Here is a 26,586-nt window from a genome sequence, read left to right as displayed (position 1 = left end):
CAAATGACCGACAAAAAAGTTACTCGACTGCGTCGCGCTCGCAAAGCACGCCTGAAAATGCACGAACTCGAAGTCGTGCGTCTCTGCGTGTTCCGCTCGTCGCAGCACATCTACGCCCAGGTCATTTCGGCCGACGGCGCCAAAGTTCTGGCTTCTGCCTCGACTTTGGATAAAGAACTGCGTGATGGTGCCACTGGCAACATCGACGCGGCCACTAAGGTTGGCCAGCTGGTCGCTACGCGTGCTAAGGCCGCTGGCGTCTCGCAAGTGGCTTTCGACCGCTCTGGCTTCAAGTACCACGGCCGCGTTAAAGCGCTGGCTGATGCTGCTCGTGAAGCTGGGCTGGAGTTCTAAGTTATGTCAAATAACGACCAAAAGCGCGACGAAGGCTACATCGAGAAGCTGGTTCAAGTTAACCGCGTAGCCAAAACCGTTAAAGGCGGCCGTATCTTCACTTTCACCGCGTTGACCGTGGTTGGTGATGGTAAAGGGCGCGTTGGCTTCGGCCGTGGCAAGTCGCGTGAAGTGCCTGCTGCGATCCAGAAGGCAATGGAAGCTGCTCGCCGCAACATGATCCAAGTTGACCTGAACGGCACTACTCTGCAGTACGCAATGAAGTCCGCTCATGGCGCTTCGAAGGTGTACATGCAGCCTGCTTCTGAAGGTACCGGTATCATCGCTGGCGGCGCTATGCGTGCTGTCCTCGAGGTAGCTGGCGTTCAGAACGTTCTGGCCAAGTGCTACGGCTCGACTAACCCGGTAAACGTGGTTCACGCCACTTTCAAAGGTTTGAAGGCTATGCAGTCTCCTGAATCCATTGCCGCCAAGCGTGGCAAAAGTGTCAAGGAGATCTTCTGATCATGGCTACCGTTAAAGTTACGCTGATCAAAAGCATGACCGGCCGCATCCCTAACCACAAACTGTGCGTTAAGGGTCTGGGTCTGCGTCGCATCGGTCACACTGTAGAAGTACTTGATACTCCCGAGAATCGCGGGATGATCAACAAGGCTTACTACATGCTGCGTGTCGAGGGTTAATCGATGAAACTCAATGATCTGAGTCCAGCGCCGGGTTCCCGTCGCGAAAAGCATCGTCCGGGCCGTGGTATCGGTAGTGGTTTGGGCAAGACCGGTGGCCGTGGCCACAAAGGTCAGTCCTCCCGCTCCGGTGGCACTATTGCTCCAGGCTTTGAAGGCGGCCAACAGCCGCTGCATCGTCGTCTGCCGAAGTTCGGTTTCGTTTCCCTGAAAGCCATGGACCGCGCAGAAGTGCGTTTGTCCGAACTGGCTAAAGTGGAAGGCGACATCGTAACCGTGCAGTCCCTCAAAGATGCCAACGTGATCAACGTCAACGTTCAGCGTGTGAAAATCATGCTGTCCGGCGAAGTTACTCGCGCTGTTACCATCGGAAAGGGAATCGGCGCCACCAAAGGTGCGCGTTCGGCTATCGAAGCAGCTGGCGGCAAGTTCGAGGAATAAATGGCTAAGCAAGGTGCTCTCTCTGCGCTCGGCAAAGGCGGTATGTCTGAACTCTGGGCTCGTCTGCGTTTTCTGTTCCTGGCGATTATCGTCTACCGAATAGGCGCACACATCCCGGTTCCAGGTATTAACCCGGACCGACTCGCGGACCTGTTTCGACAGAATGAGGGGACCATTCTTAGCTTGTTCAACATGTTTTCCGGCGGCGCGCTGGAACGGATGAGCATCTTTGCACTGGGGATCATGCCGTACATTTCGGCATCGATCATCATGCAGCTGATGACCGCCGTTAGCCCGCAGTTGGAACAGTTGAAGAAGGAAGGTGAAGCTGGGCGTCGCAAGATTGCCCAGTACACCCGCTACGGCACTGTCGTTCTTGCTCTTGTTCAGGCTATTGGCATGTCCATTGGTCTGGCGGGGCAGGGCGTGGCGTTCACTGGTGACTTTGGCTTCCATTTCGTCGCGGTATCCACTTTTGTGGCTGGTGCGATGTTCATGATGTGGCTGGGTGAGCAGATTACTGAGCGTGGTGTTGGCAACGGTATCTCGATGTTGATTTTCGCAGGTATCGTCGCCGGTCTTCCGAGAGCGATCGGGCAGTCTTTCGAGTCTGCGCGTCAGGGTGACATCAACATTTTCGCCCTGGTTGCGATCGGTTTGCTGGCAGTAGCGATTATCGGTTTTGTGGTGTTCATTGAGCGTGGTCAGCGTCGTATTGCTGTTCACTACGCCAAGCGTCAGCAGGGCCGTAAGGTCTTCGCTGCGCAGACTAGCCACTTGCCGCTGAAGGTGAACATGGCCGGTGTTATTCCGGCCATTTTCGCGAGCAGCATTTTGCTGTTCCCGGCTTCGTTGGGTACCTGGTTTGGTCAGTCTGAAGGTATGGGCTGGCTGCAGGACATCTCGCAGTCGATCGCTCCTGGTCAGCCGTTGAATATTCTGCTGTTTAGTGCAGGGATTATTTTCTTCTGCTTCTTCTATACGGCGTTGATGTTCAATCCGAAAGACGTAGCGGAAAACCTGAAGAAGTCCGGTGCCTTTATTCCGGGTATCCGTCCAGGTGAGCAGTCGGCGCGCTACATTGATGGCGTTCTGACTCGTTTGACCCTGTTCGGTGCTCTATATATGACGGCCGTGTGCCTGTTGCCCCAGTTCCTGGTGGTTGCAGCAAACGTTCCGTTCTACCTTGGCGGGACCTCGTTGCTGATCGTCGTCGTGGTTGTGATGGACTTCATGTCCCAAGTACAATCGCACCTCGTTTCGCACCAGTACGAATCCCTGATGAAGAAAGCCAACCTGAAGGGTTACGGCAGCGGCATGTTGCGCTGAGTACCCATAAGGTTCGAGGAGTTGGTGATGAAAGTTCGTGCATCGGTGAAAAAGCTGTGCCGTAACTGCAAGATTATTCGCCGCGAAGGTGTTGTTCGAGTAATTTGCAGCGCGGAACCGCGTCACAAACAGCGCCAAGGCTGAGTGTGATTGTGCTTCAAGCCCGGTAGCTAGTGCGCTACCGGGTTGATTATTTGTTATTACAGCGATATTATCTCGCGCCCTATTTCTTGGCTTCCGGGGCGTAGGTAGCTGTCAATTGGAGTCCCACTGAATGGCCCGTATTGCAGGCGTTAACATTCCAGATAACAAGCATACTGTTATCTCGCTGACCTACATCTATGGTGTTGGTCGCACTACTGCGCAGAAAATTTGCGCAGTGACTGGGGTAAACCCAGCCGCAAAGATCAAGGATCTGAGCGACGAGCAGATTGAACAGCTGCGTGGCGAAGTGGCAAAGTTCACCACTGAAGGTGACCTGCGTCGCGAAATCAACATGAAAATCAAGCGTTTGATGGACCTCGGTTGCTATCGCGGTCTGCGTCATCGTCGTGGTCTTCCAGTGCGCGGTCAGCGTACCAAGACTAACGCGCGTACCCGTAAAGGTCCGCGTAAGCCGATCCGCAAGTAATCGCCCCAGCGAATCGACAGGAAATTAATCATGGCAAAACCTGCTGCTCGTCCTCGTAAAAAAGTTAAAAAGACAGTGGTTGATGGCATCGCCCACATCCATGCTTCTTTTAACAACACAATCGTGACCATCACCGACCGTCAAGGTAACGCGCTTTCTTGGGCTACCTCTGGTGGTTCGGGTTTCCGCGGTTCCCGCAAGTCCACCCCGTTTGCTGCTCAAGTAGCTGCTGAACGTGCTGGTCAAGCTGCGCTGGAATACGGCCTGAAAAACCTCGACGTTAACGTCAAGGGTCCAGGTCCAGGTCGTGAGTCTGCTGTCCGTGCATTGAACGGCTGTGGCTATAAGATCGCCAGCATCACCGACGTGACGCCAATCCCGCACAACGGGTGCCGTCCGCCGAAGAAGCGCCGCGTGTAATCCAGGAGATTGTAAAGAATGGCTCGTTACATTGGTCCAAAATGCAAACTCGCTCGTCGCGAAGGCACCGATCTCTTTCTGAAGAGCGGCGTGCGCGCGATCGAATCGAAGTGCAACATTGAAGCAGCACCTGGTATCCACGGCCAACGCCGCGGTCGCCAGTCCGATTACGGCACCCAACTGCGTGAAAAGCAGAAGGTCCGTCGTATTTACGGCGTTCTCGAGCGTCAGTTCAGCGGCTACTACAAAGAAGCTGCTGGCAAGAAAGGTGCAACCGGTGAGAACCTGCTGCAACTGCTCGAATGCCGTCTGGACAACGTTGTATACCGTATGGGCTTTGGTTCTACTCGTGCCGAATCCCGTCAGCTGGTATCGCACAAGTCCGTCAGCGTTAACGGTCAGACCGTAAACGTACCGTCTTACCAGGTTCGTGCTGGTGACGTGGTCGCGATTCGCGAGAAAGCAAAGAACCAACTTCGCATTGTCCAAGCTCTCGATCTGTGTGCCCAACGTGGCCGCGTAGAATGGGTAGAAGTAGACACTGAGAAGAAGTCGGGCGTTTTCAAGAACGTTCCTGCTCGCAGTGATCTGTCCGCCGACATCAACGAAAGCCTGATTGTCGAGCTCTACTCCAAGTAAGGGCTAGAAAATAGGTGCATCCATGCAGATTTCGGTAAATGAGTTCCTGACACCCCGCCATATTGATGTGCAGGTTGTCAGTCCAACCCGCGCCAAGATCACTCTCGAGCCTCTCGAGCGTGGTTTTGGCCACACCCTGGGCAACGCGCTGCGACGCATCCTGTTGTCCTCAATGCCCGGCTGTGCAGTAGTCGAGGCCGAGATTGACGGTGTGCTCCATGAGTACAGCGCCATCGAAGGTGTACAGGAAGATGTAATTGAAATCCTGTTGAACCTTAAAGGTCTGGCTATCAAGCTGCACGGTCGTGACGAAGTTACGCTGACCTTGTCGAAGAAGGGTTCGGGGGTGGTTACCGCTGCCGATATTCAGCTGGATCATGATGTCGAGATCGTTAACCCCGATCACGTAATCGCTAACCTGGCGTCTAACGGCGCCCTGAACATGAAGCTCACCGTAGCTCGTGGTCGTGGTTATGAACCGGCCGATTCGCGTCAGAGCGATGAAGACGAAAGCCGCAGCATTGGTCGCTTGCAGCTTGACTCTTCGTTCAGCCCGGTTCGCCGTATCGCATACGTGGTGGAAAACGCCCGTGTCGAGCAGCGTACTAACCTGGACAAGCTGGTTATTGATCTGGAAACCAACGGTACTCTGGATCCTGAAGAGGCTATTCGCCGCGCTGCAACCATTCTGCAACAGCAGTTGGCTGCGTTCGTCGATCTCAAAGGTGACAGTGAGCCAGTGGTTGTCGAGCAGGAAGACGAGATCGATCCGATCCTGCTTCGCCCGGTTGACGATCTGGAACTGACTGTACGTTCGGCTAACTGCCTTAAGGCGGAAAACATCTACTACATCGGTGACCTGATTCAGCGTACCGAAGTAGAGCTGTTGAAGACTCCGAACCTTGGCAAGAAATCCTTGACTGAAATCAAGGACGTTCTAGCCTCCCGCGGTCTGTCCCTCGGCATGCGCCTCGACAACTGGCCGCCTGCAAGTCTTAAGAAGGACGACAAGGCGACTGCCTGATCGTCGTAATCACCGAACGTTGTGTTTGGTAAGGAATGAACCATGCGTCATCGTAAAAGTGGTCGTCACCTGAGCCGCACCAGCTCGCACCGCAAGGCCATGTTTCAAAACATGGCGGTGTCGCTGTTCGAGCACGAGCTGATCAAAACTACACTGCCGAAAGCTAAAGAACTGCGTCGCGTTGCTGAGCCGCTGATCACTTTGGCCAAGACAGACAGCCTGGCTAACCGCCGTTTGGCCTTCGATCGTACCCGTTCGAAAGCTATCGTTGGTAAGCTCTTCAACGACTTGGGCAAGCGTTACGCTACCCGTGAGGGTGGCTACCTGCGCATCCTCAAGTGCGGCTTCCGCACTGGCGACAACGCGCCTATGGCGTACGTCGAGTTGGTTGATCGTCCTGTCGGTGGTGAAGCTGTATCCGCTGAGTAAGACGTCAGTCTGAAACAAAAAACCGGGCCCTGCGCCCGGTTTTTTGTTGCCTGAAATAAACCGCGATCTGATTGATGGCCGACACGCGTTGATAGCGTCCCGCCTGAGACAGCTTTCAATTAGAAATTATCTATTGATGAGTACTAGTTAATAAATTTGTGCGCGGCGCATTAAAAGCTAACAATCTTCCCAAGCCGATAGCCGGTAGCTAAAGACAGACAGAGGAAGAAATACATGAGCCAAAACAAAACACTGACCACCGCAAGCGGTGCCCCTGTCGCAGACAACCAGAACTCCCGATCCGCCGGTCCACGTGGGCCGTTGTTGCTCGACGATTTCCATCTGCTCGAAAAGCTCGCGCATTTCAATCGCGAAAATATCCCTGAACGCCGTGTACACGCGAAAGGTTCGGGCGCTTACGGCACGTTCACCGTGACGCGGGACATCACCCAATACACCAGCGCGAAATTATTCGACACCGTAGGCAAGCAAACCCCAACCTTCCTCAGATTTTCCACCGTGGGTGGCGAGCGGGGTTCGGCTGATACTGAACGTGATCCGCGTGGCTTCGCGCTCAAGTTTTACACAGAAGAAGGTAACTGGGACATCGTCGGTAACAACACCCCCGTGTTCTTTATTCGTGATCCACTGAAATTCCCGGACTTTATCCATACCCAGAAACGCTTGCCGCAAAGCAACCTCAAGAGCGCGCAGATGATGTGGGACTTCTGGTCTCACTCCCCTGAGGCGCTGCATCAGGTCACCATCCTGTTCTCTGATCGCGGCATCCCGGATGGCTATCGTCATATGCATGGTTTCGGGAGCCACACCTATAGCTTGATCAGTGCCAGCGGCGAGCGCCACTGGGTTAAATGGCACTATAAAACCCGGCAAGGCATCAAAAACCTGGCTCCGGCCGATGCTGCTCGTTTGGCAGGTACAGACCCGGATTACGCACAGCGAGACCTGTTCGAGGCTATCGAGCGCGGTGATTGTCCCAAATGGAGCGTGTGCGTTCAGATCATGAGTGAGGCGCAAGCAGCGGCTCACTACGAGAATCCTTTTGACGTGACCAAAACCTGGTCGCAAAAAGAATTTCCGCTCATCGAAGTTGGGGAGCTGGAGCTCAATCGCAATCCGCAGAATTACTTCGCTGAGGTTGAGCAAGCCGCGTTTGGTCCGAGCAACATGGTGCCAGGTGTGGGTCTCTCCCCTGACCGCATGCTGCAGGGACGCGTGTTCGCTTACGCTGATGCTCATCGCTACCGTATTGGCACCAATCACCAGCAATTGCCGGTGAATGCCCCTCGCAGTGCCGTTAACACTTACCAGCGCGATGGGTCCATGGCCTTCGGCAGTAACGGTGGTGCCGCGCCAAACTACGAACCGAACAGCTATGTCGAATCGCCAAAGCAGGCACCTCGTTATGCCGAGCCGGCACTGGCATTGAGCGGTTCGGCCGATCGCTACGATCATCGCGAAGACACCGATTACTACAGCCACGCGGGGGCGCTCTTCCGCCTGATGCGCGTCGAGCAGAAAGCGCTGCTGGCCAGTAACATTGCAGGCGCAATGGCTGGCGTCTCCAGCGATGTGGTAGATCGCCAACTGCAACATTTTTTCCGGGCAGATCCGGCGTACGGAGAAGCAATTGCAATGGCACTCAACGTACAGCTTAACGAAGTCTAAACGAGAAGCAGAACCGCTCACATTTGAGCGGTTTTTGCGTTAGTTAAGCTACTTTTCTCGGATTATCTTCGCTTTTGTGGCGTAAACGGAGTGACCAAACGGTCGCCTTGGTTCACACTACAGACTTTCAAGCAGAGAGATGTAGGGCGATGCAAGGCCACCCAGACGTTATCGATTACCTCAACACGTTGCTGACCGGCGAACTGGCCGCGCGTGACCAATATTTCGTTCACTCGCGGATGTATGAGGACTGGGGATTCACCAAGCTCTATGAACGAATCAACCACGAGATGGAAGAAGAGGCCGGTCACGCCGATGCTTTGATGCGTCGAATCCTGATGCTGGAAGGCACGCCGCGGATGCGCCCGGACGATCTCGATGTCGGCACAACCGTACCTGACATGCTCGCGGCTGACCTGCGGCTGGAATACAAAGTCCGCGCGGCACTGTGCAAGGGCATCGAACTCTGCGAGCTGCACCGGGACTACGTTAGTCGTGAGATCTTGCGTGTTCAGTTAAATGACACTGAAGAAGATCACACCTATTGGCTCGAGAAGCAGTTGGGACTGATCAAACTGATCGGTCTTGAGAACTACCTGCAATCCCATGCGTGATGGGGATGCATTGTAGGGGGATGGCTTGCCGGCGATAGCGCTCTCAGGATCGATCACCGTCGCGAGCAAGCTCGGCTCCTACAGCTCCCATACTAAAAAGCCCCTGTCACTGAACATGTGACAGGGGCTTTTTTACGCCTGCGGGTTAGTCCCGATCTCGTGCCAGCAGCGGCTTGAGATAGAAACCGGTATGAGACTGTTTCATCTCCGACACTTCCTCAGGCGTGCCGACCGCGATGATCTGCCCACCTTTGGAGCCGCCCTCCGGCCCAAGATCCACCAGCCAGTCAGCGGTCTTGATCACGTCCAGGTTGTGCTCGATGACCACCACGGTGTTGCCGTGGTCGCGCAGTCGATGCAGCACGTCGAGCAGCTGCTGGATATCCGCGAAGTGCAGACCGGTTGTCGGCTCATCGAGGATGTACAGCGTCTTGCCTGTGTCGCGCTTGGACAGCTCGCGGGACAGCTTCACGCGCTGAGCTTCACCACCCGACAGCGTGGTCGCCGACTGCCCGAGTTTGATGTAGGACAGGCCGACGTCCATCAGCGTCTGCAGTTTGCGCGCCAGTGCTGGAACCGCATCGAAGAACACCCGGGCTTCTTCGATAGTCATCTCGAGGGTTTCGTGGATGCTCTTGCCCTTGTACTTGATCTCCAGCGTTTCGCGGTTGTAGCGTTTGCTCTTGCAGACATCGCAAGGGACGTAGATGTCCGGAAGAAAGTGCATCTCCACTTTGATCAGGCCATCGCCTTGGCAAGCTTCGCAACGTCCACCTTTCACGTTGAAGGAGAACCGTCCAGGTCCATAACCGCGCGAGCGGGATTCCGGAACACCGGCGAACAATTCGCGAATCGGCGTGAACAAGCCGGTGTACGTCGCCGGGTTTGAGCGCGGTGTACGGCCAATCGGGCTCTGGTCGATGTCGACGACTTTATCCAGGTGCTCCAGCCCCTTGATGCTGTCGTGAGCGGCGGCTTCAAGTGTGGTTGCGCCGTTGAGTGCCGTAGCGCTCAACGGGAACAGCGTGTTGTTGATCAGCGTCGATTTGCCTGACCCGGACACGCCGGTGACACACGTCAGCAGACCGATCGGAATCTCCAGATCGACATTACGCAAGTTGTTGCCGCGCGCACCCTTGAGCGACAAGGACAGCTTCTTGTTGCGGGGCGTCCGCTTGGCCGGCACTGCAATCTTCACCCGGCCCGACAGGTATTTGCCCGTCAGCGAGTCCGGATGCGCCATGACTTGGGCCGGCGTGCCTTCGGCAACAATATGCCCACCGTGTATGCCTGCACCGGGGCCGATATCCACTACATAGTCGGCCAGACGGATCGCATCTTCGTCATGCTCGACCACGATCACCGTGTTGCCGATGTCGCGCAAATGCTTGAGCGTGCCGAGCAGGCGGTCGTTGTCGCGCTGGTGCAAGCCGATCGATGGTTCATCGAGAATGTATAAAACCCCAACAAGACCCGCGCCAATCTGGCTGGCCAGACGGATTCGCTGGGCTTCGCCGCCCGACAGGGTATCTGCACTGCGATCCAGCGACAGATAATCCAGACCGACGTTGACCAGAAACTGCAAACGCTCGCGGATTTCCTTGAGAATCTTGTCGGCGATCTCGCCGCGGCGGCCCGTCAGCTTGAGCGAGCCGAAGTATTCGCACGCATCGCCGATCGGCAGGTTGGTCACTGCCGGTAGCGTTTTCTCGCCGACCCAGACATGCCGAGCCTCACGACGCAGGCGCGTGCCACGGCAGTCCGGGCAAGGCTGGGTGCTGAGAAACTTGGCCAGCTCCTCGCGAACGGAAGCCGATTCGGTTTCGCGATAGCGACGATCCAGGTTCGGCACGATGCCTTCGAACGGGTGCGAACGTTTGACGATGTCGCCACGATCGTTCAGGTATTTGAAGTCGACCTTCTGCGAACCGCTGCCGTGCAGAATGAATTTCTGTTGGTCGCTCGGCAGTTCGTTGAAGGGTACTTCGAGGCTGAATTTGTAATGCGACGCGAGGGACCCCAACATCTGGAAATAATAGACGTTTCGCCTGTCCCAGCCGCGGATCGCTCCCTCGGCCAACGTCAGATCGCCGTTCACCAGACGCTTGATGTCGAAGAATTGCTTCACGCCCAAACCGTCGCAAGTCGGGCAGGCGCCGGCCGGGTTGTTGAAGGAAAACAGTTTTGGCTCGAGCTCGCTGATGGCGTGACCGCAAATGGGGCAGGCGAAACGCGCTGAGAAGATCATTTCCTCACCGGGCTCGTCATCCATTGAAGCGACCAGAGCGATGCCGTCCGCGAGTTTCAGCGCGGTCTCGAACGACTCCGCCAGACGTTGTTGCAGGTCGGCGCGGACCTTGAAGCGGTCGACCACGACATCGATCGAATGCTTCTTCTGTTTATCCAGCTTCGGCAGTTCGTCCAGCTCGCACAACCGGCCGTTGACCCGGGCCCGGACGAAGCCCTGGGCGCGCAGTTCTTCAAAGACCGAAAGGTGCTCGCCTTTGCGCTCGCGGATGACCGGGGCCAGCAGCATAAGCCTGGAGCCCTCCGGCTGCGCGAGGACCAGGTCGACCATCTGGCTGACCGTTTGCGCTTCGAGCGGAATGTCGTGATCCGGGCAGCGCGGAATACCCACGCGCGCATACAGCAAACGCAGGTAGTCGTAGATTTCGGTAATGGTGCCGACCGTCGAACGCGGGTTATGCGAAGTCGACTTCTGTTCGATGGAAATAGCGGGCGACAAACCTTCGATGGTGTCGACGTCGGGCTTTTCCATCATCGACAAAAATTGCCGGGCATAGGCCGACAGCGATTCGACGTAACGGCGTTGGCCTTCGGCGTACAGCGTGTCGAACGCCAGGGACGATTTGCCGGATCCGGAAAGGCCGGTGATAACGATCAGTTTGTCCCGTGGCAGGGTCAGGTCGATGTTCTTCAGGTTGTGGGTTCGGGCCCCACGAATCAGGATCTTGTCCAAAGTGGCCTCGCTTGGCGGGCGTCGAAAACGTAGCAGTATACGGCCAAATACTGGATGGATGCACACTATCGAGTGACCGGGTCGCAGGCGCGCATGCAGACTCTGTAGGCGGAGCGCGTCAAAGCGTCGCGATGTACCCTGTCAATCGATGGGACTGGTAGAATCGCCGCCGGTTCACATGAGGTTTTTCCATGCACGATCCCCACAGCGAACGCATGAGTGGCAGTGAGACCCGCGCAGCAAGCGGTCTGGCGCTCGTGTTCGCCTTCCGAATGCTGGGCATGTTCATGGTGTTGCCGGTGTTGGCGACCTATGGGATGGATCTGGCAGGCGCGACCCCGGCCCTCATCGGGCTGGCGATTGGCGCGTATGGCCTGACCCAGGCACTTTTTCAGATTCCTTTCGGTTTTATTTCCGACCGTATCGGTCGGCGTCCGGTGATTTACCTCGGGCTGATTGTTTTCGCCCTGGGCAGCGTATTGGCGGCCAATGCCGATTCGATCTGGGGCGTTATCGCCGGACGGATCCTGCAGGGGGCCGGGGCAATTTCCGCTGCGGTGATGGCGTTGCTGTCGGACTTGACCCGGGAACAGCATCGGACAAAAGCCATGGCCATGATCGGCATGACGATCGGTCTGTCGTTCGCGGTGGCCATGGTGGTAGGGCCCTTGCTGACCCGCGCATTCGGTCTGTCCGGGTTGTTTCTCGCCACGGGCGCGATGGCGCTGCTCGGTATTGTGATCGTGATGTTCATGGTGCCGCGCTCGACCGGGCCGTTGCAGCACCGCGAGTCCGGCGTGGCGCGCCAGGCGCTGTTGCCGACGCTCAAACATCCCGATCTGCTGCGCCTCGACCTGGGCATTTTTGTGTTGCACGCGATGTTGATGTCGAGCTTCGTCGCCTTGCCCCTGGCCCTGGTCGAAAAAGCCGGGTTGCCCAAGGAGCAGCACTGGTGGGTCTACCTCACCGCGCTGCTGATTTCTTTCTTTGCCATGATTCCGTTCATTATCTACGGCGAGAAGAAACGCAAAATGAAACGAGTTTTATTGGGCGCGGTGCTGACGCTGATGCTCACTGAGCTATTCTTCTGGCAGTTCGGCGATAGCTTGCGGGCTCTGGTGATCGGTACGGTGGTGTTCTTTACCGCGTTCAATCTGCTGGAAGCTTCGTTGCCATCGCTGATCAGCAAGGTTTCACCGGCAGGCGGCAAGGGCACGGCCATGGGGGTTTATTCCACCAGTCAGTTCCTCGGTTCGGCGTTGGGCGGCATCATGGGCGGGTGGCTGTTTCAGCATGGCGGTCTGTCGGTTGTGTTCCTCGGATGCGCCGGCCTCGCTGCACTTTGGCTGGCCTTTGCTGTTACCATGCGCGAACCTCCCTACGTAACGAGCCTGCGCGTGCCGCTGTCGCCGGAGGCCATCCGCGAAGCGGGTCTGGTTGAGCGCCTCATGGCCGTTGTAGGGGTAACAGATGCAGTCGTGGTCGCCGATGAGGCGGCCATTTACATCAAATTGGACACCGAACTATTGGATCGCACCACCCTCGAGCGTCTGGTGAACAACCCGACCGCGACAGCGTGCGAAGCCTAGGAGAACGTTATGGCCCGTGGGGTTAACAAAGTCATATTGGTCGGCACTTGCGGCCAGGATCCCGAAGTTCGCTACTTGCCTAACGGTAACGCCGTGACCAACCTGAGTCTGGCGACCAGCGAACAGTGGACCGACAAGCAAACCGGTCAGAAAGTCGAGAAGACCGAGTGGCACCGTGTCTCGATGTTCGGCAAGGTGGCGGAAATCGCCGGCGAATACCTGCGTAAAGGTTCGCAGGTCTACATCGAAGGCAAGCTGCAGACCCGCGAGTGGGAAAAAGACGGTATCAAGCGTTACACCACCGAAATCGTGGTCGACATGCAAGGCACCATGCAGTTGCTCGGTGGCCGTCCACAACAGGGCGATCAGCAAGGCGGGGGCAACAACTATCAGCAATCCGCCCCGGCTCCGCGCCAGCAGCAGGCTCCGCGTCCGCAGCAGTCGGCACCTCAACAGTCGCGCCCGGCACCTCAGCAGGCCGCTGCGCAGCCGGCTCCGGATTTCGACAGCTTTGATGATGATATTCCGTTCTGATCCACAGCTTCATCCGATCTGAACAAGAAGGCCCGATGCTCAGCGCATCGGGCCTTTTTCATGGGCGAAAAACCTCGCTGAGCAAATGTCAGCTCCCGTCGATGCCCTTAATTATTGACTGTCAAAAACTCATCCGTAGAGATTATCGGGCGAGGTTCGGGGTGACGCCGGTAGCGGTCACCCGGCAGACAAATCACTGCAAACCCTAGCCACTGGTCGTGCAAAATACCGGAGCCGCGTAACGCTTCGTGCAGAATAAAACAGGCTGTACGCCATTACTTTTTGCTGAAGCGCCGGGTTTTCGGGAGGGTTCCCACCCAGCGCATCCTGGCCTGATCTCTGCACCTTCTACACTACATTCATCACGCGTTGATTGGAGGGGAATGCATGACCCCAACAAACCGCAAGACAATAGTGGTCGCTCATTCAGTGCGGCCCGAGGCTCCTCAGCACGAAGTAGACACCAATCGGGCACTGGCCCGATGGCTCGCGCAAATCCTCGGTCTCCAATTCGGTGGCAGTTACGATCCCGAACAGCACTACGGCCGTGAGATCTACCTGTTGCCGACTCAAACCCTCGTTGGCGCGGCAGCCGCGCGCCAATTAGGCGTCAGAGGCCCGGACGATTTATGGGGCGGGTACGTCGAATTCGAATTCATCTGCACCAAGGCTATCAGCCACGGTTTGCTCAACAAAAACGCGCACGCACCGCAAGGCTGGTCGCCACTGTTTTCGCAAAGGGTAAGCAGTGTGGTGCTCGACGGCCTCAGCGTTTTTTCCTTCGCCGATGCGCGCCCGGCAGCGGAGCATTTGCTCCACGCAGGGCCCATCCGCCTCAAACCGGTCCATGCCTGTGCAGGACGCGGCCAGGAAGTGCTGAGAAGTCTTGATGAGTTCGATGCCGTGCTTGCCAGGCCAGAAGCGCAGGCTTTGTTCGAACAAGGCGTTGTGCTCGAACAAGACCTGACCGACGTCGTCACTCATAGCGTTGGCCAGAGCTTCATCGGCGACACTGTGCTGAGTTATTGCGGCCATCAATACCTCACCGGGGACGCCCATGGTGAGCAGGTCTACGGCGGATCCGATTTGCTCGTGGTTCAAGGGCATTACGACGATCTGCTGAAACTGGAACTTGCGGACGACGTGCGTCTGGCTATTCAGCAAGCGCAAATATTTGACAACGCAGCCGACGAGGCCTACCCCGGTTTCTATGCCTCACGCCGCAACTATGACATCGCTCAGGGCAAGGACAGCACCGGCAAACCACGCAGCGGCGTGCTTGAGCAATCCTGGCGTATGGGCGGTGCCAGCAGTGCGGAGGTCGCAGCCCTGCAGAACTTCGTCAATAACCCGCAAGTGCGCGCGATCCGTGTGTCGTCGGTAGAAACTTACATCGACCAGCCGCTGCCGGCGGACGCCATCGAGGTGTATCGCGGGCCGGCGGAAAACAGCGACTTCCTTCTCAAGTACGTGACGGTTAAATCCTATGACGGCTAGAAGCGAAACCATTCAGATCGACATCGACGATGAGCAGATGAGCGGGACGTTCCTCAGCCCCAGATCCAAGGTACCCGGGGTACTTTTTGTGCACGGATGGGGCGGTAGCCAGGAGCGCGACCTAGAGCGAGCCAAAGGTATCGCGGGGTTGGGCTGCGTCTGCCTGACGTTTGACTTGCGCGGGCATACCGGCTCGGGCATTCCGCTGACGCGGGTGACGCGCGAGGATAACTTGCGCGACCTGCTGGCGGCGTACGATCGCCTGCTAGCGCATCCAGCGCTGGACACCTCTGCCATTGCGGTGGTCGGCACCAGTTATGGCGGATACCTGGCCTCGATTCTGACGTCTTTACGCCCTGTGCGCTGGCTGGCGTTGCGCGTGCCGGCGCTGTACCGCGATGAGCAATGGCATACGCCCAAGCGTGATCTGGACAAGCTCGATTTACGTGACTACCGCAGCACCCTGGTGCGCGCCGACAGTAATCGCGCGTTGCATGCCTGTTCGCAATTCACCGGGGATGTGTTGCTCGTTGAATCCGAGACTGATGTTTACGTGCCCCATGCCACGATCATGAGTTACCGCGCGGCGTGTCAACAGACGCATTCGCTGACTCACCGGATCATCGACGGGGCTGATCATGCCCTGAGCGAGCCGGTGTCGCAGCAGGCTTACACGTCGATTCTGGTGGACTGGATCACGGAGATGGTGGTGGGTGAGCGGTTAAGTATCATCCAGTCGTCTTGAGATCGTCGGCAGCATCAGCACAAGTCTCAGGAGGGTTTCCTGGCAATCCGCAGCGACTTCGCTTTGGCCTCCACCAGCAAATACATCACCAACGTGATCAGCAACGGCAACAGGAAATAAATCGCCCGATAGGCCAGCAACCCGGCCACCAGACTGCCTCGCGAAGCCTCATGTTGCAGCAGCGCCACAAATACCGCTTCCAGCACGCCCAGGCCTGCCGGAATGTGAGTGATCACACCGGCGATGGCGCTGATCAGTAGCACGCCCAGCACTAATGGGTAATCCAGTTTGCTTGGCAACAGCGTGAAGATCACCGCGGCCATCAGCGACCAGTTCAGCGCGCCCAGCGCCAGTTGCAGCATTGCCATACGTAGAGAAGGCAGGTTGATTTCCACCCCGCGAATCGACCATTCCCGTCGCTTGGAAAACTGGCAGGCCGCCAAATACCCCGCAACGACCAACAGCAGAAGAACGCCGATGCCTTGCAACGCGACGGTGCTCACCTTCCAGCCGGGCGGCATGCGCACCAGGCCGCTGCTGAACACGGCCCCCGCGATCAGCATGTAGCCAAACCAGTTGGTGGCCAGGCTCAGCCCGAGAATTTTCGCGATATTGCCCTTGCTCACGCCGAGCCTGGAGTACAGGCGATAGCGCATGGCGATCCCGCCGACCCACGCGCTCAGGTTGAGGTTGAAGGCATAACTGATCACCCCCACCGGGAGGATCTGTTTCCAGGTCAGGTCCTGGCGAATGTAGGTACGGCCGATCAGGTCGAAGCTGGCGTACACCAGAAAGCTCACCAGAGTCAGGCTGGCGGCGATGATCAGCGTGCGCACCTTGAAGTCCGCCAGCGTATCGAGCACCTCATTCCACTCGATGCGCTGCGCGAACATTGTCAGCAGCGCAATCAGCGCGAGAAAAAACAGCATGGTCAGCGGTTTTTTCCAGCGACTCCAGCGCGATTTCGGTTGTTCGGCGTGAGCAGCCGATTGCGTTTCAGAGTGGCTCATCAGGTGTCACTCCGCGCGGAATGGGAAAAAGGTTTCAGGCGTGGCTTGTGCGCCGGTAGCCAACCGGCCCATGCAGGGAAATGCCGCAGGAAGTGAAATACCAGAAAACCCACGGTCATGTGCCAGATGCGGCCGCGCGGCGATTTGTCGGCGGACATGGCTTTGCAGTGATTCTCGCTGAGATCTTCCAGACGTTGAAACAGCTCGCGATTGAACGCCCGATCACGAATCAGCACATTGGCTTCCAGGTTCATCGACAAGCTCAGCGGATCGAGGTTGCTCGACCCGACCGTGCTCCAGTCTTCATCCACCAAAGCGACTTTGCCGTGCAGCGGGCGCTCGCAGTATTCGTGAATCTGCACGCCGGATTTCAGCAAATAGTCATAGGTCATGCGCGCAGCGAGTTTGGCCACCAGCATGTCGGGCTGGCCTTGCAGGATCAGCCTCACCTCGACGCCGCGCCGCGCTGCATTTCGGATTTCCCGCAGCAGACGATAGCCGGGGAAGAAGTAGGCGTTGGCGATGACCACCCGGCGTTGGGCGCTGCGCAACACCTGCAGATAAACCTCTTCGATATCGGTGGTGTGTTCACCGTTGTCGCGATAGACCAGGCGCACCTGACCGTCGTGATCGGTGAAGGCCATTTCCTGGCGGCGCTGCCGACGCCGTCGCCACCAGTATTTCGCCCCGGCCGGACGACCGCTTTGCAGCAGTGCGAAGTGATGGAGGTCGGCCACTGCCGGGCCCTGAATTTCGACCGAATAATCCTGCTTCGCCTCCGGGCCAAAATCCTCAAGGTGGTCGGCGGAAAAATTGATCCCGCCGATGAAGGCGATGGTGCCGTCGACCACCACAATCTTGCGATGCAAGCGGCGGAACCAGTTGGTGCGGATGCCCAGGCGTTTGGGCGCCGGGTCGAACATTTGAATGTGCACGCCGGCTTCGCTCAGGGCAGTGAGATAAGGGGTGGTTAGCTCGCCGCAACCAAACCCGTCAAGGCTGGCGGTGACGCGCACGCCGCGCTTGGCGGCATCGATCAGGACTTCCTGCAACTCGTTGCCGACCTTGTCTTCGAAGACAATGAAGGTTTCCAACAGGATTTCACTTTTGGCCTGGCGCATGGCCTCGAAGACTCGCGGAAAATAAGCTTCGCCGTTTTCCAGCAGCTCCACGCGGTTATTGCCTTGCCAGCCATATTCGACATCAACCACGCCCGGTTCACGGACTGAAGGCGTTGTGGAAATGTGTTCAACCGTGGCTTTTTCCATCGGTGCGCTGCTCATAACTCGATCTCCACCGATAGCGGTGCGTGGTCGGAAAGGTGTGACCAGGGTCGCGCCGCGAGGACTTTCGGGCGACAGGCCTTGAGGTTGCGCACATAAATGCGATCCAGACGTAACAGGGGAAAGCGGGCCGGAAAGGTGCGGGCGGGTTTGCCGTGATGTTCGGCGAACACTTCGCGCAAGCCGCAGGGTTTGAGGACGGCATCAGTACGCTGGCGCCAGTCATTGAAGTCGCCAGCGACAATCACCGGCGCATCGTCCGGCAGTTCCGCGAGACGCTGGGCGAGCAATTTCAGCTGATCATTGCGATGGCTTTCGTGCAGGCCCAGGTGCACGCAAATGGCGTGGACTTCCCGACCATCGCCGGGCAGGCGTAATACGCAATGCAGGATGCCGCGGTTTTCGTGGCCACTGATCGAGACGTCGAGGTTGTCGTGGCGGATGATCTGAAATTTAGACAACAGCGCATTGCCATGATCGCCATCGGGATACACCGCATTGCGCCCGTAAGCGAACTGCGGCCATAGAGTGTCAGCGAGGAATTCGTATTGCGGCATCGCCGGCCAGTTGCTGTAGCGCTGCGGGTGATGCTCGTGAGTGCCGTGGACCTCCTGCAAAAACACAACATCCGCCGACACGCTGCGCACAGCTTCGCGTAATTCCGGCAGGATGAAGCGCCGGTTCAGCGCAGTGAATCCTTTGTGGGTATTGACCGTCAGGATCGTAAAACTGCGAATTGAAGTTTCGGTTTGCAGCTGGTCATCGGTAGCACTGAACTGCTCGGTAATGCTCATTGAAGCACTCCTTCGGCAGCAGGTTGGCCCGGTGCGGTGGCGAGATTCTCGTCAAGGTGAAAACGCTGCAGCAAACTGCGTGCGTCGTAAGGCGCGCGGACTTTGATGTCGTTGTCGAAATAGCAGAACACTTCGCGGGATTTGCGGGGTTTGGGTTTCAGGCGAGGCGCGATCAATTGCGCGTCACCCGGTTGCTCGCCGTGGGACCAGGCATCGATTCTGTCGCCCCAGCGTTTCAACGCCTCGGCGGTGTAGCCACTGGCGTAAAGCTCTTCGGCACCGTGCAAACGCAAGTAGACAAAGTCACTGGTGACGTCTTCGCGGTACGGCCATTTGCCGGCGGTGTCGGCGATGACCAGCGCGGTGTTGTAGCGTTTGAGCAGGCGCACGAAGGCTGGATCGACGAAGCTTTCATGGCGGATTTCGACTGCGTGGCGCAGCGGCTTTTTCTTGTAGGCCTTGGTGCTGGCGTGACCGTGCAGGTGCGAATCGTGTTGACGGGCAAGGGCGGCGGCCTGGTCGGTGGTGTGCGGCAATTGTTCCAGGAAGCTTTCAAACAATTCGGCGTCGAATTTGAAGTTAGGTGGAAACTGCCAAAGAATCGGGCCGAGTTTTTCCTTGAGTTCCAGCACACCGGAAGCGAAGAAATTCGCCAAGGGCAGGTGTATGTCACGCAAGCGTTTGACGTGGGTGATGAAACGCGGAGCCTTGACGCTGAACACAAAGTCTTCTGGCGTTTCGTCGTACCATTGGGCGTAGCGTTCAGGCCGCTGCAAGGCGTAAAACGATCCATTGATTTCGATGCTGTTGACGGCCCGCGATGCGAATTGCAATTCGCGCTTCTGGGTCAGCCCCTTTGGGTAGAAATCACCCCGCCAGGGTGTGTAGCGCCAGCCTGAAATACCAATGTGAATCGCCGCCATGTCGCCTCCTGTCTAATGGTCCTCGGTTGCCCCCGTCTTGTGCTGACTGCGCGCAGAGGGAGAAAGTTTCGGTGGCGCTACGGGCGGTAATGGTGTTTTGCGTTCATGGGATGCGCGATAGGGTCGCTGAATGTGCTGCCGTCTTCGCGAGCAAGCTTTGCTCCAACAGGGATTGCAAAGGCCTGCCGCCGGTCGATCTGTGGGGAGATGCCGAACTTGCCGGGCGTTTTTCGATCAGTTCCTTACACATCTTTGCGCAGGAGCTCCGCGTTTTGCTCAAGTTCAGGACCGCGATATTACTGGGGGCGCTGCTGCTGTTGGGCAGCAATTCATTATGGGCTGTCACGCTGCCGGGCACTCCCGCCGCCGCCGAGGAAGCGGAAAAACCCGAGCCGCTGGTGCAAGGCGGCCTGCTTGGGGCGATCAGTTCCAGCATTGACGACGTCCAGGACCAGCTCGATCTCAATGAGAACCTGGTCGACGCCTGGCGCCTGCGCGCGGACCGAGCGGCCGACGAAGTCGACAAACTGGTGAACCGGCCCTCGTCGCGATCACCGCTGAGTGTGGTCGGCGATTTCCTGCTGCTGTCTGGCGTCTGGCTCGGCACGTTTGCCTTGCTCACCGTGCTCGGCGGCCTTCTGGCCAACCGCCTGAGCCAGAGGCAATGGTTGCGTACCCGGCAACGCAGCCAGGATCTGCTGCACTACGTGCTGCCCTACACATTACCGGCGCTGATCTGTCTGCCACTGACGCTTTACGTCAGCCATTTTCTGCAAGCTTCGGTGGGGCGCGCGCTGGCGCTGTGTTTTGCCTATGCCACCAGCAGCGGCATTTTTTCCACGTCGATGCTGCTGTGCGTGATCGTCATGTTCAAAACCGGGCACAAACGGCGGGCGGTGCAGATCATCCGCGACTACTGCCCGCGCCCGTTGTTCCTGATCGGCTTTCTCGCCGCGCTCAGCGATGCGCTGACCAGCCCGCAAATCGCCCGACAACTGGGCGGCAACATCACCAGCAGCGTCGCGGTGTTTACCGGGCTGTTCGCTTCGATCATTTTTGGTTTGCTGGTGATTCGCCTGCGACGCCCGGTGGCGCACCTGATCCGCAACCGGCCGCTGGCGACGCGGCTCAAGCAGCCGTCGTTGCAGGAATCACTGCGGATCTTTTCCGGGCTGTGGTACTGGCCGATTCTGCTGATGGTGATGGTCTCGGCAATCAACCTGATCGGCGTCGGTGAAGACAATCAGAAAGCCCTGCGTAGCGCATTGTTCACCACGATTCTGCTGATCGCCACGGTGTTCCTCAGCACGGTTTTCCAGCATTTGTTCAAGTCTCGCAAGACTGAGGCGGTGCAGCGCAGCAGCGCCTACAAGGAACGCTTCCTGAGTTTGTTGCATGCGCTGCTGCGGATCGTCATGGCCGTGGCGTTCATCGAAATCCTCGGGCGGATCTGGGGTGTTTCCCTGTACGAATTTGCCGAGCGCAACTCGGTGGGCCGGGCGATCAGTGAGTCATTAAGCAGCATTGGCCTGATTTTTCTGGTGACGTGGCTGTTGTGGGTGGTGCTCGACACGGCCATTCAGGAAGCGCTCAAACCGCCGGTCAACAAGCGCGCGACACAGCCAAGCACGCGGATCAAAACCATCCTGCCGCTGCTGCGCAACGCGATCAAAATCATTTTGGTGGTGATCTGCGCGATCACCACCATGGCCAATCTGGGGATCAATGTCGCGCCTTTGCTGGCGGGTGCCGGGGTGGTTGGTCTGGCCATCGGTTTCGGTTCGCAGCAGCTGGTGCAGGATGTGATTACAGGGCTGTTCATCATCATCGAGGACACCTTGTCGGTGGGCGATTGGGTGGTGCTTGATTCCGGCCATGCCGGCACGGTCGAAGGGCTGACCATTCGCACCTTGCGCCTGCGCGACGGCAAGGGTTTCGTGCACTCGGTGCCGTTCGGACAGATCAAGGCCGTCACCAACCAGTCCCGGCAGTTTGCATTTGCGTTTTTCTCGGTGCAGTTCACTTATGACACCGATGTCGATAAAGCGATTGAGCTGATTCGCGAAGCGGGGGATTCAATTCGCGAAGACGCGTTCCTCAAGTACAACCTGCAAGGCCCGCTGGATGTATTCGGCGTCGACAAGATGGACCTCAACGGTGTGGTGCTGACGGCGCAGTTCCGGACGGTGTCGGGTGGGCAATATGCGGTAAGCCGGGCCTTCAACCAGCGTTTGAAAAAACTTGTGGATAACAGTCCATGGGTGCATTTCGCGCAGACTTATCCACAGCAGGTTTTGACGCCGAAGCGGCAGGTGGATGAGGCGGAAGAGGGGGCCGTGACCGAGGAGCATTCGCCGGTGATGCTGCCGGATCAGCCTCGTACTCAATGATTTTTGGTGTCGCGGCCGGCGCGGGCGATATCAATGCCCGGTCAGTTTGCGGTGCAGTTCATTCGCCACCGACTGATCCGCCTCCAGCCAGACCACCTGCTTGCCCGCAATCAGCGCCGCCACCGGCAACCCGTCGCGGTACACCAGGCGGTTACTCGCCAGTGCCGGCACTTTCGCCCCTGGCAACAAGGTGCCGGCGATATTCAACGGATCGACCCCGCAAACCATGATCAAACTGCCGTCATGCGGTCGGCGTCGCACTTCGCGCAGTAGCGGGATCGCCTCCGGCAGGGCAAATTGCTCACCCGCCAAGCCACTGACAAACCGCCCGCCACGGATCTCGCCGCGTGCTTCCAGGCGATGAAACGTGCGCAGCAATTCCCGCCAGCTCGGCAGCCATTCTGCCTCGCGATCCAGCAGTCGCCAGAACACCACACCGTAGCGCCGAAGCAACGTCATGGCGATGTGCTCCAGCGTCTCGGCAGGTGTCGCGACCGGCCGTTTGTTTTCCACGATGGGCGCCGCCGGCCCGCGTCGCAGCAAGGCCCAGCGCCCGGCATCGTCCATGCCGCCGATGAAGGCCCCGCGACCGCGTCGACTGCCGCGGGCCTGACGTTTGCTGGCGGGAGTAATCAGTGCGCGAAGCCCGGCGAAGCTGTCAGCGTTCACCAGCCCGGCGCCGACCAGCTCCTGCAGGGCAATTTCGAGTTCGGCGCGAAGCAAATGCGCTTCATGCATCAGCTCATCGAAAAACAGCGCGCCCTGTCGACTGAGCGCTTCGTACACTTTTTGCGTTTTTGCCGATAAATCGCCAACCGGCGTCTGCTCGGTCAGGCTGCTCCACAATCCGACCTGATTGCGCGGCAACAACAAAATCGGCGTACTGCGCAGCGCCGTGCTCGCGCCCTTGTTGCGCGCCGTCAGGCGAATCCAGACCAGTTTGCCACTGCGGCACAAATCATCCAGCCAGGTCGACGAATAGCCTTTGATCCGCGCCGACAGAATGTCGCTGTCCCAGGCGGAAGCGGCAGCCGGGTAACCTTCGAACTGGCCGACAATCGCGGGCAACACGGCTGCACCCTGACCCTGATTGGCCGCCGACACATGCTGCCAGTCAAACAGAAAGCGCATGAAATCCTGCAACGCCACGGGCTCGATTTCCCGCCGCAGACGTTTGACGGTGTATCGGTGAATGCGCGCGAGCAGATGCCGTTCGCACCATTGCTCTTCGCGGGCGTTCGGGCTGAACTGGCCGCGCAGCACATAGCCTTCACTTTCGAGATGCGCCAACGCCTGAGTGACCCGGGCAGTCGGCAAACCCAGCGGCTGCGCGATCTCATCCAGCGGCAACGGACCGAAGGCACTGAGCCGGGCGCGGATCACTTCCAGCATGGCTTCATCCGCCTCCCAGGCTTCATCGAATCCCGCCAGCGCTTCCAGCGGCGGGAATGAATCGGCCTGTGGATAAATCGCCCGCAAGCACGTCAGCCGCTCCAGCGCGCCCCACACAGACTGTTCGGCATTGATCTGCAAACGGCTGGCGCGACCCCTGTCCGCCAACGCTTTGAGCCATTGCGGCCATTCGGGATTTGCCGTGGCTTCGGCGTCGGTGATGCACGCCAGGCTCATCAGCGCCTCATGCATTTCATCCACGCGGGTCGGCGTCGGCCAGGCTTCTTCGCGCACGGCCTGAATCGCGTCGGCATCCAGCGCGCCGAGGTCGTCGGTCGACTGCGGGTCCGTCCAGCGCCGATTGAGTACAGCTTGCGTGCGGCGCTCTTCCAGTGGCGCGTCATCGAGAAAGGTGTAGGGCCGCGCGCTGAGGATTTCTGCCGCGAGTGGCGAGGGCGCAGGCAGGTCGCGGCTGATCAGGCGAACCTCACCGCTTTCCATGCGCCGCAACAGCGTCAGCCAGCCTTCGCAATCCATGGCTTCGTGGAGGCAATCGTCGAGCGTCTGTTCCACCAGCGGATGCTGCGGAATCTCGCGTTCGCCAGCGAGGTTTTCCAGGCAGGCAATCTGGTCGGGAAACACACTGGCGATCAAGTCTTCGCTTTTCATCCGCTGGATCTGCGGCGCCACTTTTCGCCCTCCGGTGTAACGCGGCAGCGCCAGCGCCACCCCGGCATTCCAGCGCCAGCGCACACCGAACAACGGCGCATCGAGCACCGCTTGAATCAGCACCTGCTCGGCGCTGTTGCTCGGCAGATAACGCCAGACTTCATCGAGATCAAAGCTGTGGCTGGTGGACAGCGACAGAATGATCGCGTCTTCACTGGCCGCAGCCTGCAACTCGAAATTGAAGGTGCGACAGAAACGCTTGCGCAGCGCCAGGCCCCTGGCTCGGTTGATGCGGCTGCCGAACGGCGTGTGAATAACCAGTTGGGTGCCGCCGGACTCGTCGAAAAACCGCTCCATCAGCAGCGTGTCCTGGGACGGCAGCGCGCCGAGGGTCAGCCGCGCACGGGCAAGGTAATCCACCAGTTGTTCGGCGCTGGCGAGGTTCAGTCCGAGGGTGTCGGTGAGCCAGTCGAGCGCCGGTTGCAGGTCGCCGGGCGTGGCACTGAGCAAGTCATCGAGTTGTGCTTGCAGGCGGGCCACAGCGGACGAGAGTTCGGCACTGCGCCCGGGCGCTTCACCCAGCCAGAACGGAATGGTCGGTGGCTGTCCGTGCGCGTCTTCGACCCGGACCTTGCCCGATTCCACGCGCAGGATTCGGTAGGAAGTATTGCCCAGCTGGAAAATATCCCCGGCGATGCTTTCCACCGCAAAGTCTTCGTTGACGCTGCCGATGCTCAGTCCCTGCGGTTCAAGCAGGACGCTGTAGTCGGCGTTGTCCGGGATCGTGCCGCCGCTGGTCACTGCCGTCAGCTTGCTGCCGCGACGACCGCGCAAGGTGCGGGTGACGGCGTCGCGATGGAGAAACGCGCTGCGGATGCCCTGGCGACCGTTGTAGCCCTCGGCGAGCATGTGCAGCAGCGCCTGATAATGTTGTTCGTCCAGGTCCGCGTAAGGCGAGGCTTTGCGGAACATCTGCAGCAAGGCCTGCTCGTGCCATTCCTGACAACTGACTTCGGCGATGATCTGTTGCGCGAGCACGTCCAGCGGTGCCGCGGGAATTTGCAACGTATCGAGTTCACCGCGGCGCACGCAGTCGAGCAGGGCAGTGCATTCGATCAGGTCGTCGCGGGTGGTGGCAAACAACCGCCCTTTGGGTGTGCCGCCAACATGGTGGCCCGAGCGGCCGACCCGCTGCAGAAACGCGGCAATCGAGCGTGGTGAGGACATCTGGCAGACCAGATCAACGTCGCCGATATCGATGCCCAGTTCCAGCGAGGCGGTGGCGATCAGCACTTGCAGTTCGCCGCGTTTGAGCCGTTGTTCGGCGTCGAGGCGAAATTCCTTGGCGAGGCTGCCGTGGTGAGCGGCGACGGCTTCCTTGCCGAGGCGATCACTGAGGTGGCGGCTGAGGCGTTCGGCCAGACGCCGGGTGTTGACGAAAATCAGCGTGGTGCGGTGTTCGCGGGCGAGGGCGGCGAGGCGGTCGTACACCAATTGCCAGACATCGTTGGACATCACGGCGGTCAGCGGCACGGGTGGCACTTCAATCCCCAGATCGCGCGGACGCGCATGGCCGATGTCGATGATTTCACAAGGGCGGTCGCGGCCCACCAGAAAGCGCGAAACCGCTTCGATCGGCTTTTGCGTGGCCGACAGGCCGATGCGCATCAATGGCTGTGTGCACAGCGCCTGCAAGCGCTCGAGGCTTAATGCCAGGTGGCTGCCACGCTTGCTCGCGGCGATGGCGTGGATTTCGTCGACGATCACTGTGCGCGTGGTTTTGAGCATTTGTCGGCCAGAATCGGAGCCGAGCAGCACATAGAGCGATTCGGGGGTGGTGACCAGAATGTGCGGCGGGGTGCGACGCATCGCCGTGCGTTCTTTCTGCGGGGTGTCGCCAGTGCGCACGGCGGTGTTGATCTGCAAGGGTGGCAGGCCCATCGCGCGCAATTGTTCAGTGATCCCGGCCAGGGGATTTTGCAGGTTGATCTGGATGTCATTGGACAGCGCTTTGAGCGGTGAGACGTAAACCACCAGTGTTTCGTCGGGCAACCCGGCATCGGTTTCCAGGCCGCGATGAATCAGGTCATCGATGACGGCGAGGAACGCGGTGAGGGTCTTGCCGGAGCCGGTTGGCGCGGCGATCAGCGTCGAGCGATGCTGACGAATCAACGGCCACGCGCGGGCCTGAGCGGCAGTGACCGCCGGGAAGGTGCTGTTGAACCAGGCGCTGACGGCGGAATGAAAACCGCTCAGGGCAGCGTCCGAGGGAATGGGCAGATTCATGGGGTAATTTATGCGGGCAGATAACCCAAGTTGCAAGTAGCCCTGCGACCCCGTAGCAGCTGCCGAAGGCTGCGTCCGAACGTGCCGAGCCAGACGCAGCCTTCGGCAGCTGCTACATGGGGTTGGCGTACTTTGTAAGTGACGGTTGCGCTCTAAACCCGCAAAATGCAACGATTCCGGCAACTATCGATGACATCGCCTGCGGGCGCTGTCGATAAAGCCATCGTTCCAATCAGACTGG

The 26,586-nt window shown here is 58.5% G+C and carries 24 protein-coding genes; 18 read left to right on the top strand and 6 right to left on the bottom strand.

From position 1 onward, the window contains the following. Positions 1-3 precede the first annotated feature (3 nt). The 13 genes from rplR to bfr all read left to right on the top strand — a co-directional run bounded on the left by rplR (position 4) and on the right by bfr (position 8,253). Positions 4-354 (top strand): 50S ribosomal protein L18, encoded by a 351-nt coding sequence (gene rplR, locus ACYZT1_RS22390; protein WP_017341069.1) that lies wholly within the window; start codon positions 4-6, stop codon positions 352-354. Between the two features lie 3 nt (positions 355-357). Beyond that, a complete protein-coding gene (gene rpsE / locus ACYZT1_RS22385) occupies positions 358-858 on the top strand; it encodes a 30S ribosomal protein S5 (RefSeq protein ID WP_003186035.1) in 501 nt (166 codons plus the stop codon). A 2-nt stretch (positions 859-860) separates the two neighbouring features. Continuing rightward, positions 861-1,037 (top strand): 50S ribosomal protein L30, encoded by a 177-nt coding sequence (gene rpmD, locus ACYZT1_RS22380; protein WP_003186033.1) that lies wholly within the window; start codon positions 861-863, stop codon positions 1,035-1,037. 3 nt (positions 1,038-1,040) lie between these two features. Further along, positions 1,041-1,478, top strand: a complete 438-nt coding sequence (gene rplO, locus ACYZT1_RS22375; protein ID WP_010467269.1) for a 50S ribosomal protein L15 — start codon at positions 1,041-1,043, stop codon at positions 1,476-1,478. Beyond that, positions 1,479-2,807, top strand: a complete 1,329-nt coding sequence (gene secY / locus ACYZT1_RS22370; protein ID WP_007896784.1) for a preprotein translocase subunit SecY — start codon at positions 1,479-1,481, stop codon at positions 2,805-2,807. Between the two features lie 27 nt (positions 2,808-2,834). Continuing rightward, a complete protein-coding gene (gene rpmJ / locus ACYZT1_RS22365; protein ID WP_002555468.1) occupies positions 2,835-2,951 on the top strand; it encodes a 50S ribosomal protein L36 in 117 nt (38 codons plus the stop codon). A gap of 130 nt (positions 2,952-3,081) precedes the next feature. Continuing rightward, positions 3,082-3,438 carry a 30S ribosomal protein S13 gene (gene rpsM / locus ACYZT1_RS22360; RefSeq protein ID WP_003186020.1) on the top strand — a complete coding sequence of 119 codons (357 nt, stop codon included), beginning with the start codon at positions 3,082-3,084 and terminating at the stop codon, positions 3,436-3,438. A gap of 30 nt (positions 3,439-3,468) precedes the next feature. Continuing rightward, positions 3,469-3,858, top strand: a complete 390-nt coding sequence (gene rpsK, locus ACYZT1_RS22355; RefSeq protein WP_002555466.1) for a 30S ribosomal protein S11 — start codon at positions 3,469-3,471, stop codon at positions 3,856-3,858. Between the two features lie 18 nt (positions 3,859-3,876). Further along, positions 3,877-4,497 (top strand): 30S ribosomal protein S4, encoded by a 621-nt coding sequence (rpsD, locus tag ACYZT1_RS22350; RefSeq protein WP_003210056.1) that lies wholly within the window; start codon positions 3,877-3,879, stop codon positions 4,495-4,497. Positions 4,498-4,519: 22 nt separating this feature from the next. Next, a complete protein-coding gene (locus tag ACYZT1_RS22345; RefSeq protein WP_003186012.1) occupies positions 4,520-5,521 on the top strand; it encodes a DNA-directed RNA polymerase subunit alpha in 1,002 nt (333 codons plus the stop codon). Between the two features lie 42 nt (positions 5,522-5,563). Further along, the gene (rplQ, locus tag ACYZT1_RS22340; RefSeq protein WP_007896790.1) at positions 5,564-5,950 is read left to right on the top strand and encodes a 50S ribosomal protein L17; all 387 of its coding nucleotides are present in this window, start codon (positions 5,564-5,566) and stop codon (positions 5,948-5,950) included. A gap of 234 nt (positions 5,951-6,184) precedes the next feature. Next, positions 6,185-7,639 carry a catalase gene (locus ACYZT1_RS22335; RefSeq protein WP_462016755.1) on the top strand — a complete coding sequence of 485 codons (1,455 nt, stop codon included), beginning with the start codon at positions 6,185-6,187 and terminating at the stop codon, positions 7,637-7,639. A 149-nt stretch (positions 7,640-7,788) separates the two neighbouring features. Next, entirely contained in the window at positions 7,789-8,253 is a 465-nt protein-coding gene (gene bfr / locus ACYZT1_RS22330; protein WP_462016754.1) for a bacterioferritin, read from the top strand. Between the two features lie 145 nt (positions 8,254-8,398). Here the strand turns inward: bfr and uvrA are convergent, their stop codons facing one another. Next, on the bottom strand, positions 8,399-11,233 hold the full coding sequence (uvrA, locus tag ACYZT1_RS22325) for an excinuclease ABC subunit UvrA (protein WP_462016753.1): 2,835 nt from the start codon (positions 11,231-11,233) through the stop codon (positions 8,399-8,401). 191 nt (positions 11,234-11,424) lie between these two features. On the opposite strand from uvrA, the gene ACYZT1_RS22320 reads away from it, so the two are divergent. From ACYZT1_RS22320 to ACYZT1_RS22305, 4 genes are all read left to right on the top strand, one after another. Then, complete coding sequence (locus ACYZT1_RS22320) at positions 11,425-12,822, top strand: MFS transporter (RefSeq protein ID WP_462016752.1); 1,398 nt, start codon at positions 11,425-11,427, stop codon at positions 12,820-12,822. A 9-nt stretch (positions 12,823-12,831) separates the two neighbouring features. After that, positions 12,832-13,356, top strand: coding sequence for a single-stranded DNA-binding protein (locus ACYZT1_RS22315; protein ID WP_462016751.1), 525 nt, complete (start codon positions 12,832-12,834; stop codon positions 13,354-13,356). 387 nt (positions 13,357-13,743) lie between these two features. Then, a complete protein-coding gene (locus tag ACYZT1_RS22310; protein WP_462016750.1) occupies positions 13,744-14,853 on the top strand; it encodes a DUF3182 family protein in 1,110 nt (369 codons plus the stop codon). Further along, the gene (locus ACYZT1_RS22305; protein WP_462016749.1) at positions 14,843-15,598 is read left to right on the top strand and encodes an alpha/beta hydrolase family protein; all 756 of its coding nucleotides are present in this window, start codon (positions 14,843-14,845) and stop codon (positions 15,596-15,598) included. Before ACYZT1_RS22310 ends, ACYZT1_RS22305 begins: the two co-directional genes overlap by 11 nt. Before the next feature lie 26 nt (positions 15,599-15,624). On the opposite strand, the gene ACYZT1_RS22300 is transcribed toward ACYZT1_RS22305, so the two are convergent. Genes ACYZT1_RS22300 through ACYZT1_RS22285 form a run of 4 tightly spaced genes read right to left on the bottom strand, consistent with a single transcriptional unit; the run spans position 15,625 to position 19,608 of the window. Beyond that, positions 15,625-16,608, bottom strand: coding sequence for a lysylphosphatidylglycerol synthase domain-containing protein (locus ACYZT1_RS22300; RefSeq protein ID WP_462016748.1), 984 nt, complete (start codon positions 16,606-16,608; stop codon positions 15,625-15,627). After that, on the bottom strand, positions 16,608-17,891 hold the full coding sequence (clsB, locus tag ACYZT1_RS22295) for a cardiolipin synthase ClsB (protein ID WP_462016747.1): 1,284 nt from the start codon (positions 17,889-17,891) through the stop codon (positions 16,608-16,610). The genes ACYZT1_RS22300 and clsB overlap by 1 nt, the downstream gene beginning before the upstream one ends. Further along, the gene (locus tag ACYZT1_RS22290; RefSeq protein WP_462016746.1) at positions 17,888-18,685 is read right to left on the bottom strand and encodes an endonuclease/exonuclease/phosphatase family protein; all 798 of its coding nucleotides are present in this window, start codon (positions 18,683-18,685) and stop codon (positions 17,888-17,890) included. Before ACYZT1_RS22290 ends, clsB begins: the two co-directional genes overlap by 4 nt. Next, complete coding sequence (locus tag ACYZT1_RS22285) at positions 18,682-19,608, bottom strand: DUF72 domain-containing protein (RefSeq protein ID WP_462016745.1); 927 nt, start codon at positions 19,606-19,608, stop codon at positions 18,682-18,684. Before ACYZT1_RS22285 ends, ACYZT1_RS22290 begins: the two co-directional genes overlap by 4 nt. 272 nt (positions 19,609-19,880) lie before the next feature. On the opposite strand from ACYZT1_RS22285, the gene ACYZT1_RS22280 reads away from it, so the two are divergent. Then, positions 19,881-21,998, top strand: coding sequence for a mechanosensitive ion channel family protein (locus ACYZT1_RS22280; protein ID WP_462016744.1), 2,118 nt, complete (start codon positions 19,881-19,883; stop codon positions 21,996-21,998). A 30-nt stretch (positions 21,999-22,028) separates the two neighbouring features. Here the strand turns inward: ACYZT1_RS22280 and ACYZT1_RS22275 are convergent, their stop codons facing one another. Then, positions 22,029-26,345 (bottom strand): DEAD/DEAH box helicase, encoded by a 4,317-nt coding sequence (locus ACYZT1_RS22275; protein WP_462016743.1) that lies wholly within the window; start codon positions 26,343-26,345, stop codon positions 22,029-22,031. Positions 26,346-26,586 lie beyond the last annotated feature (241 nt).

This window comes from Pseudomonas sp. PB3P13 (assembly GCF_054897735.1).
Note: the sequence above shows the minus strand (reverse complement) of the source record. Positions and strands in the feature narration are given on the sequence as shown.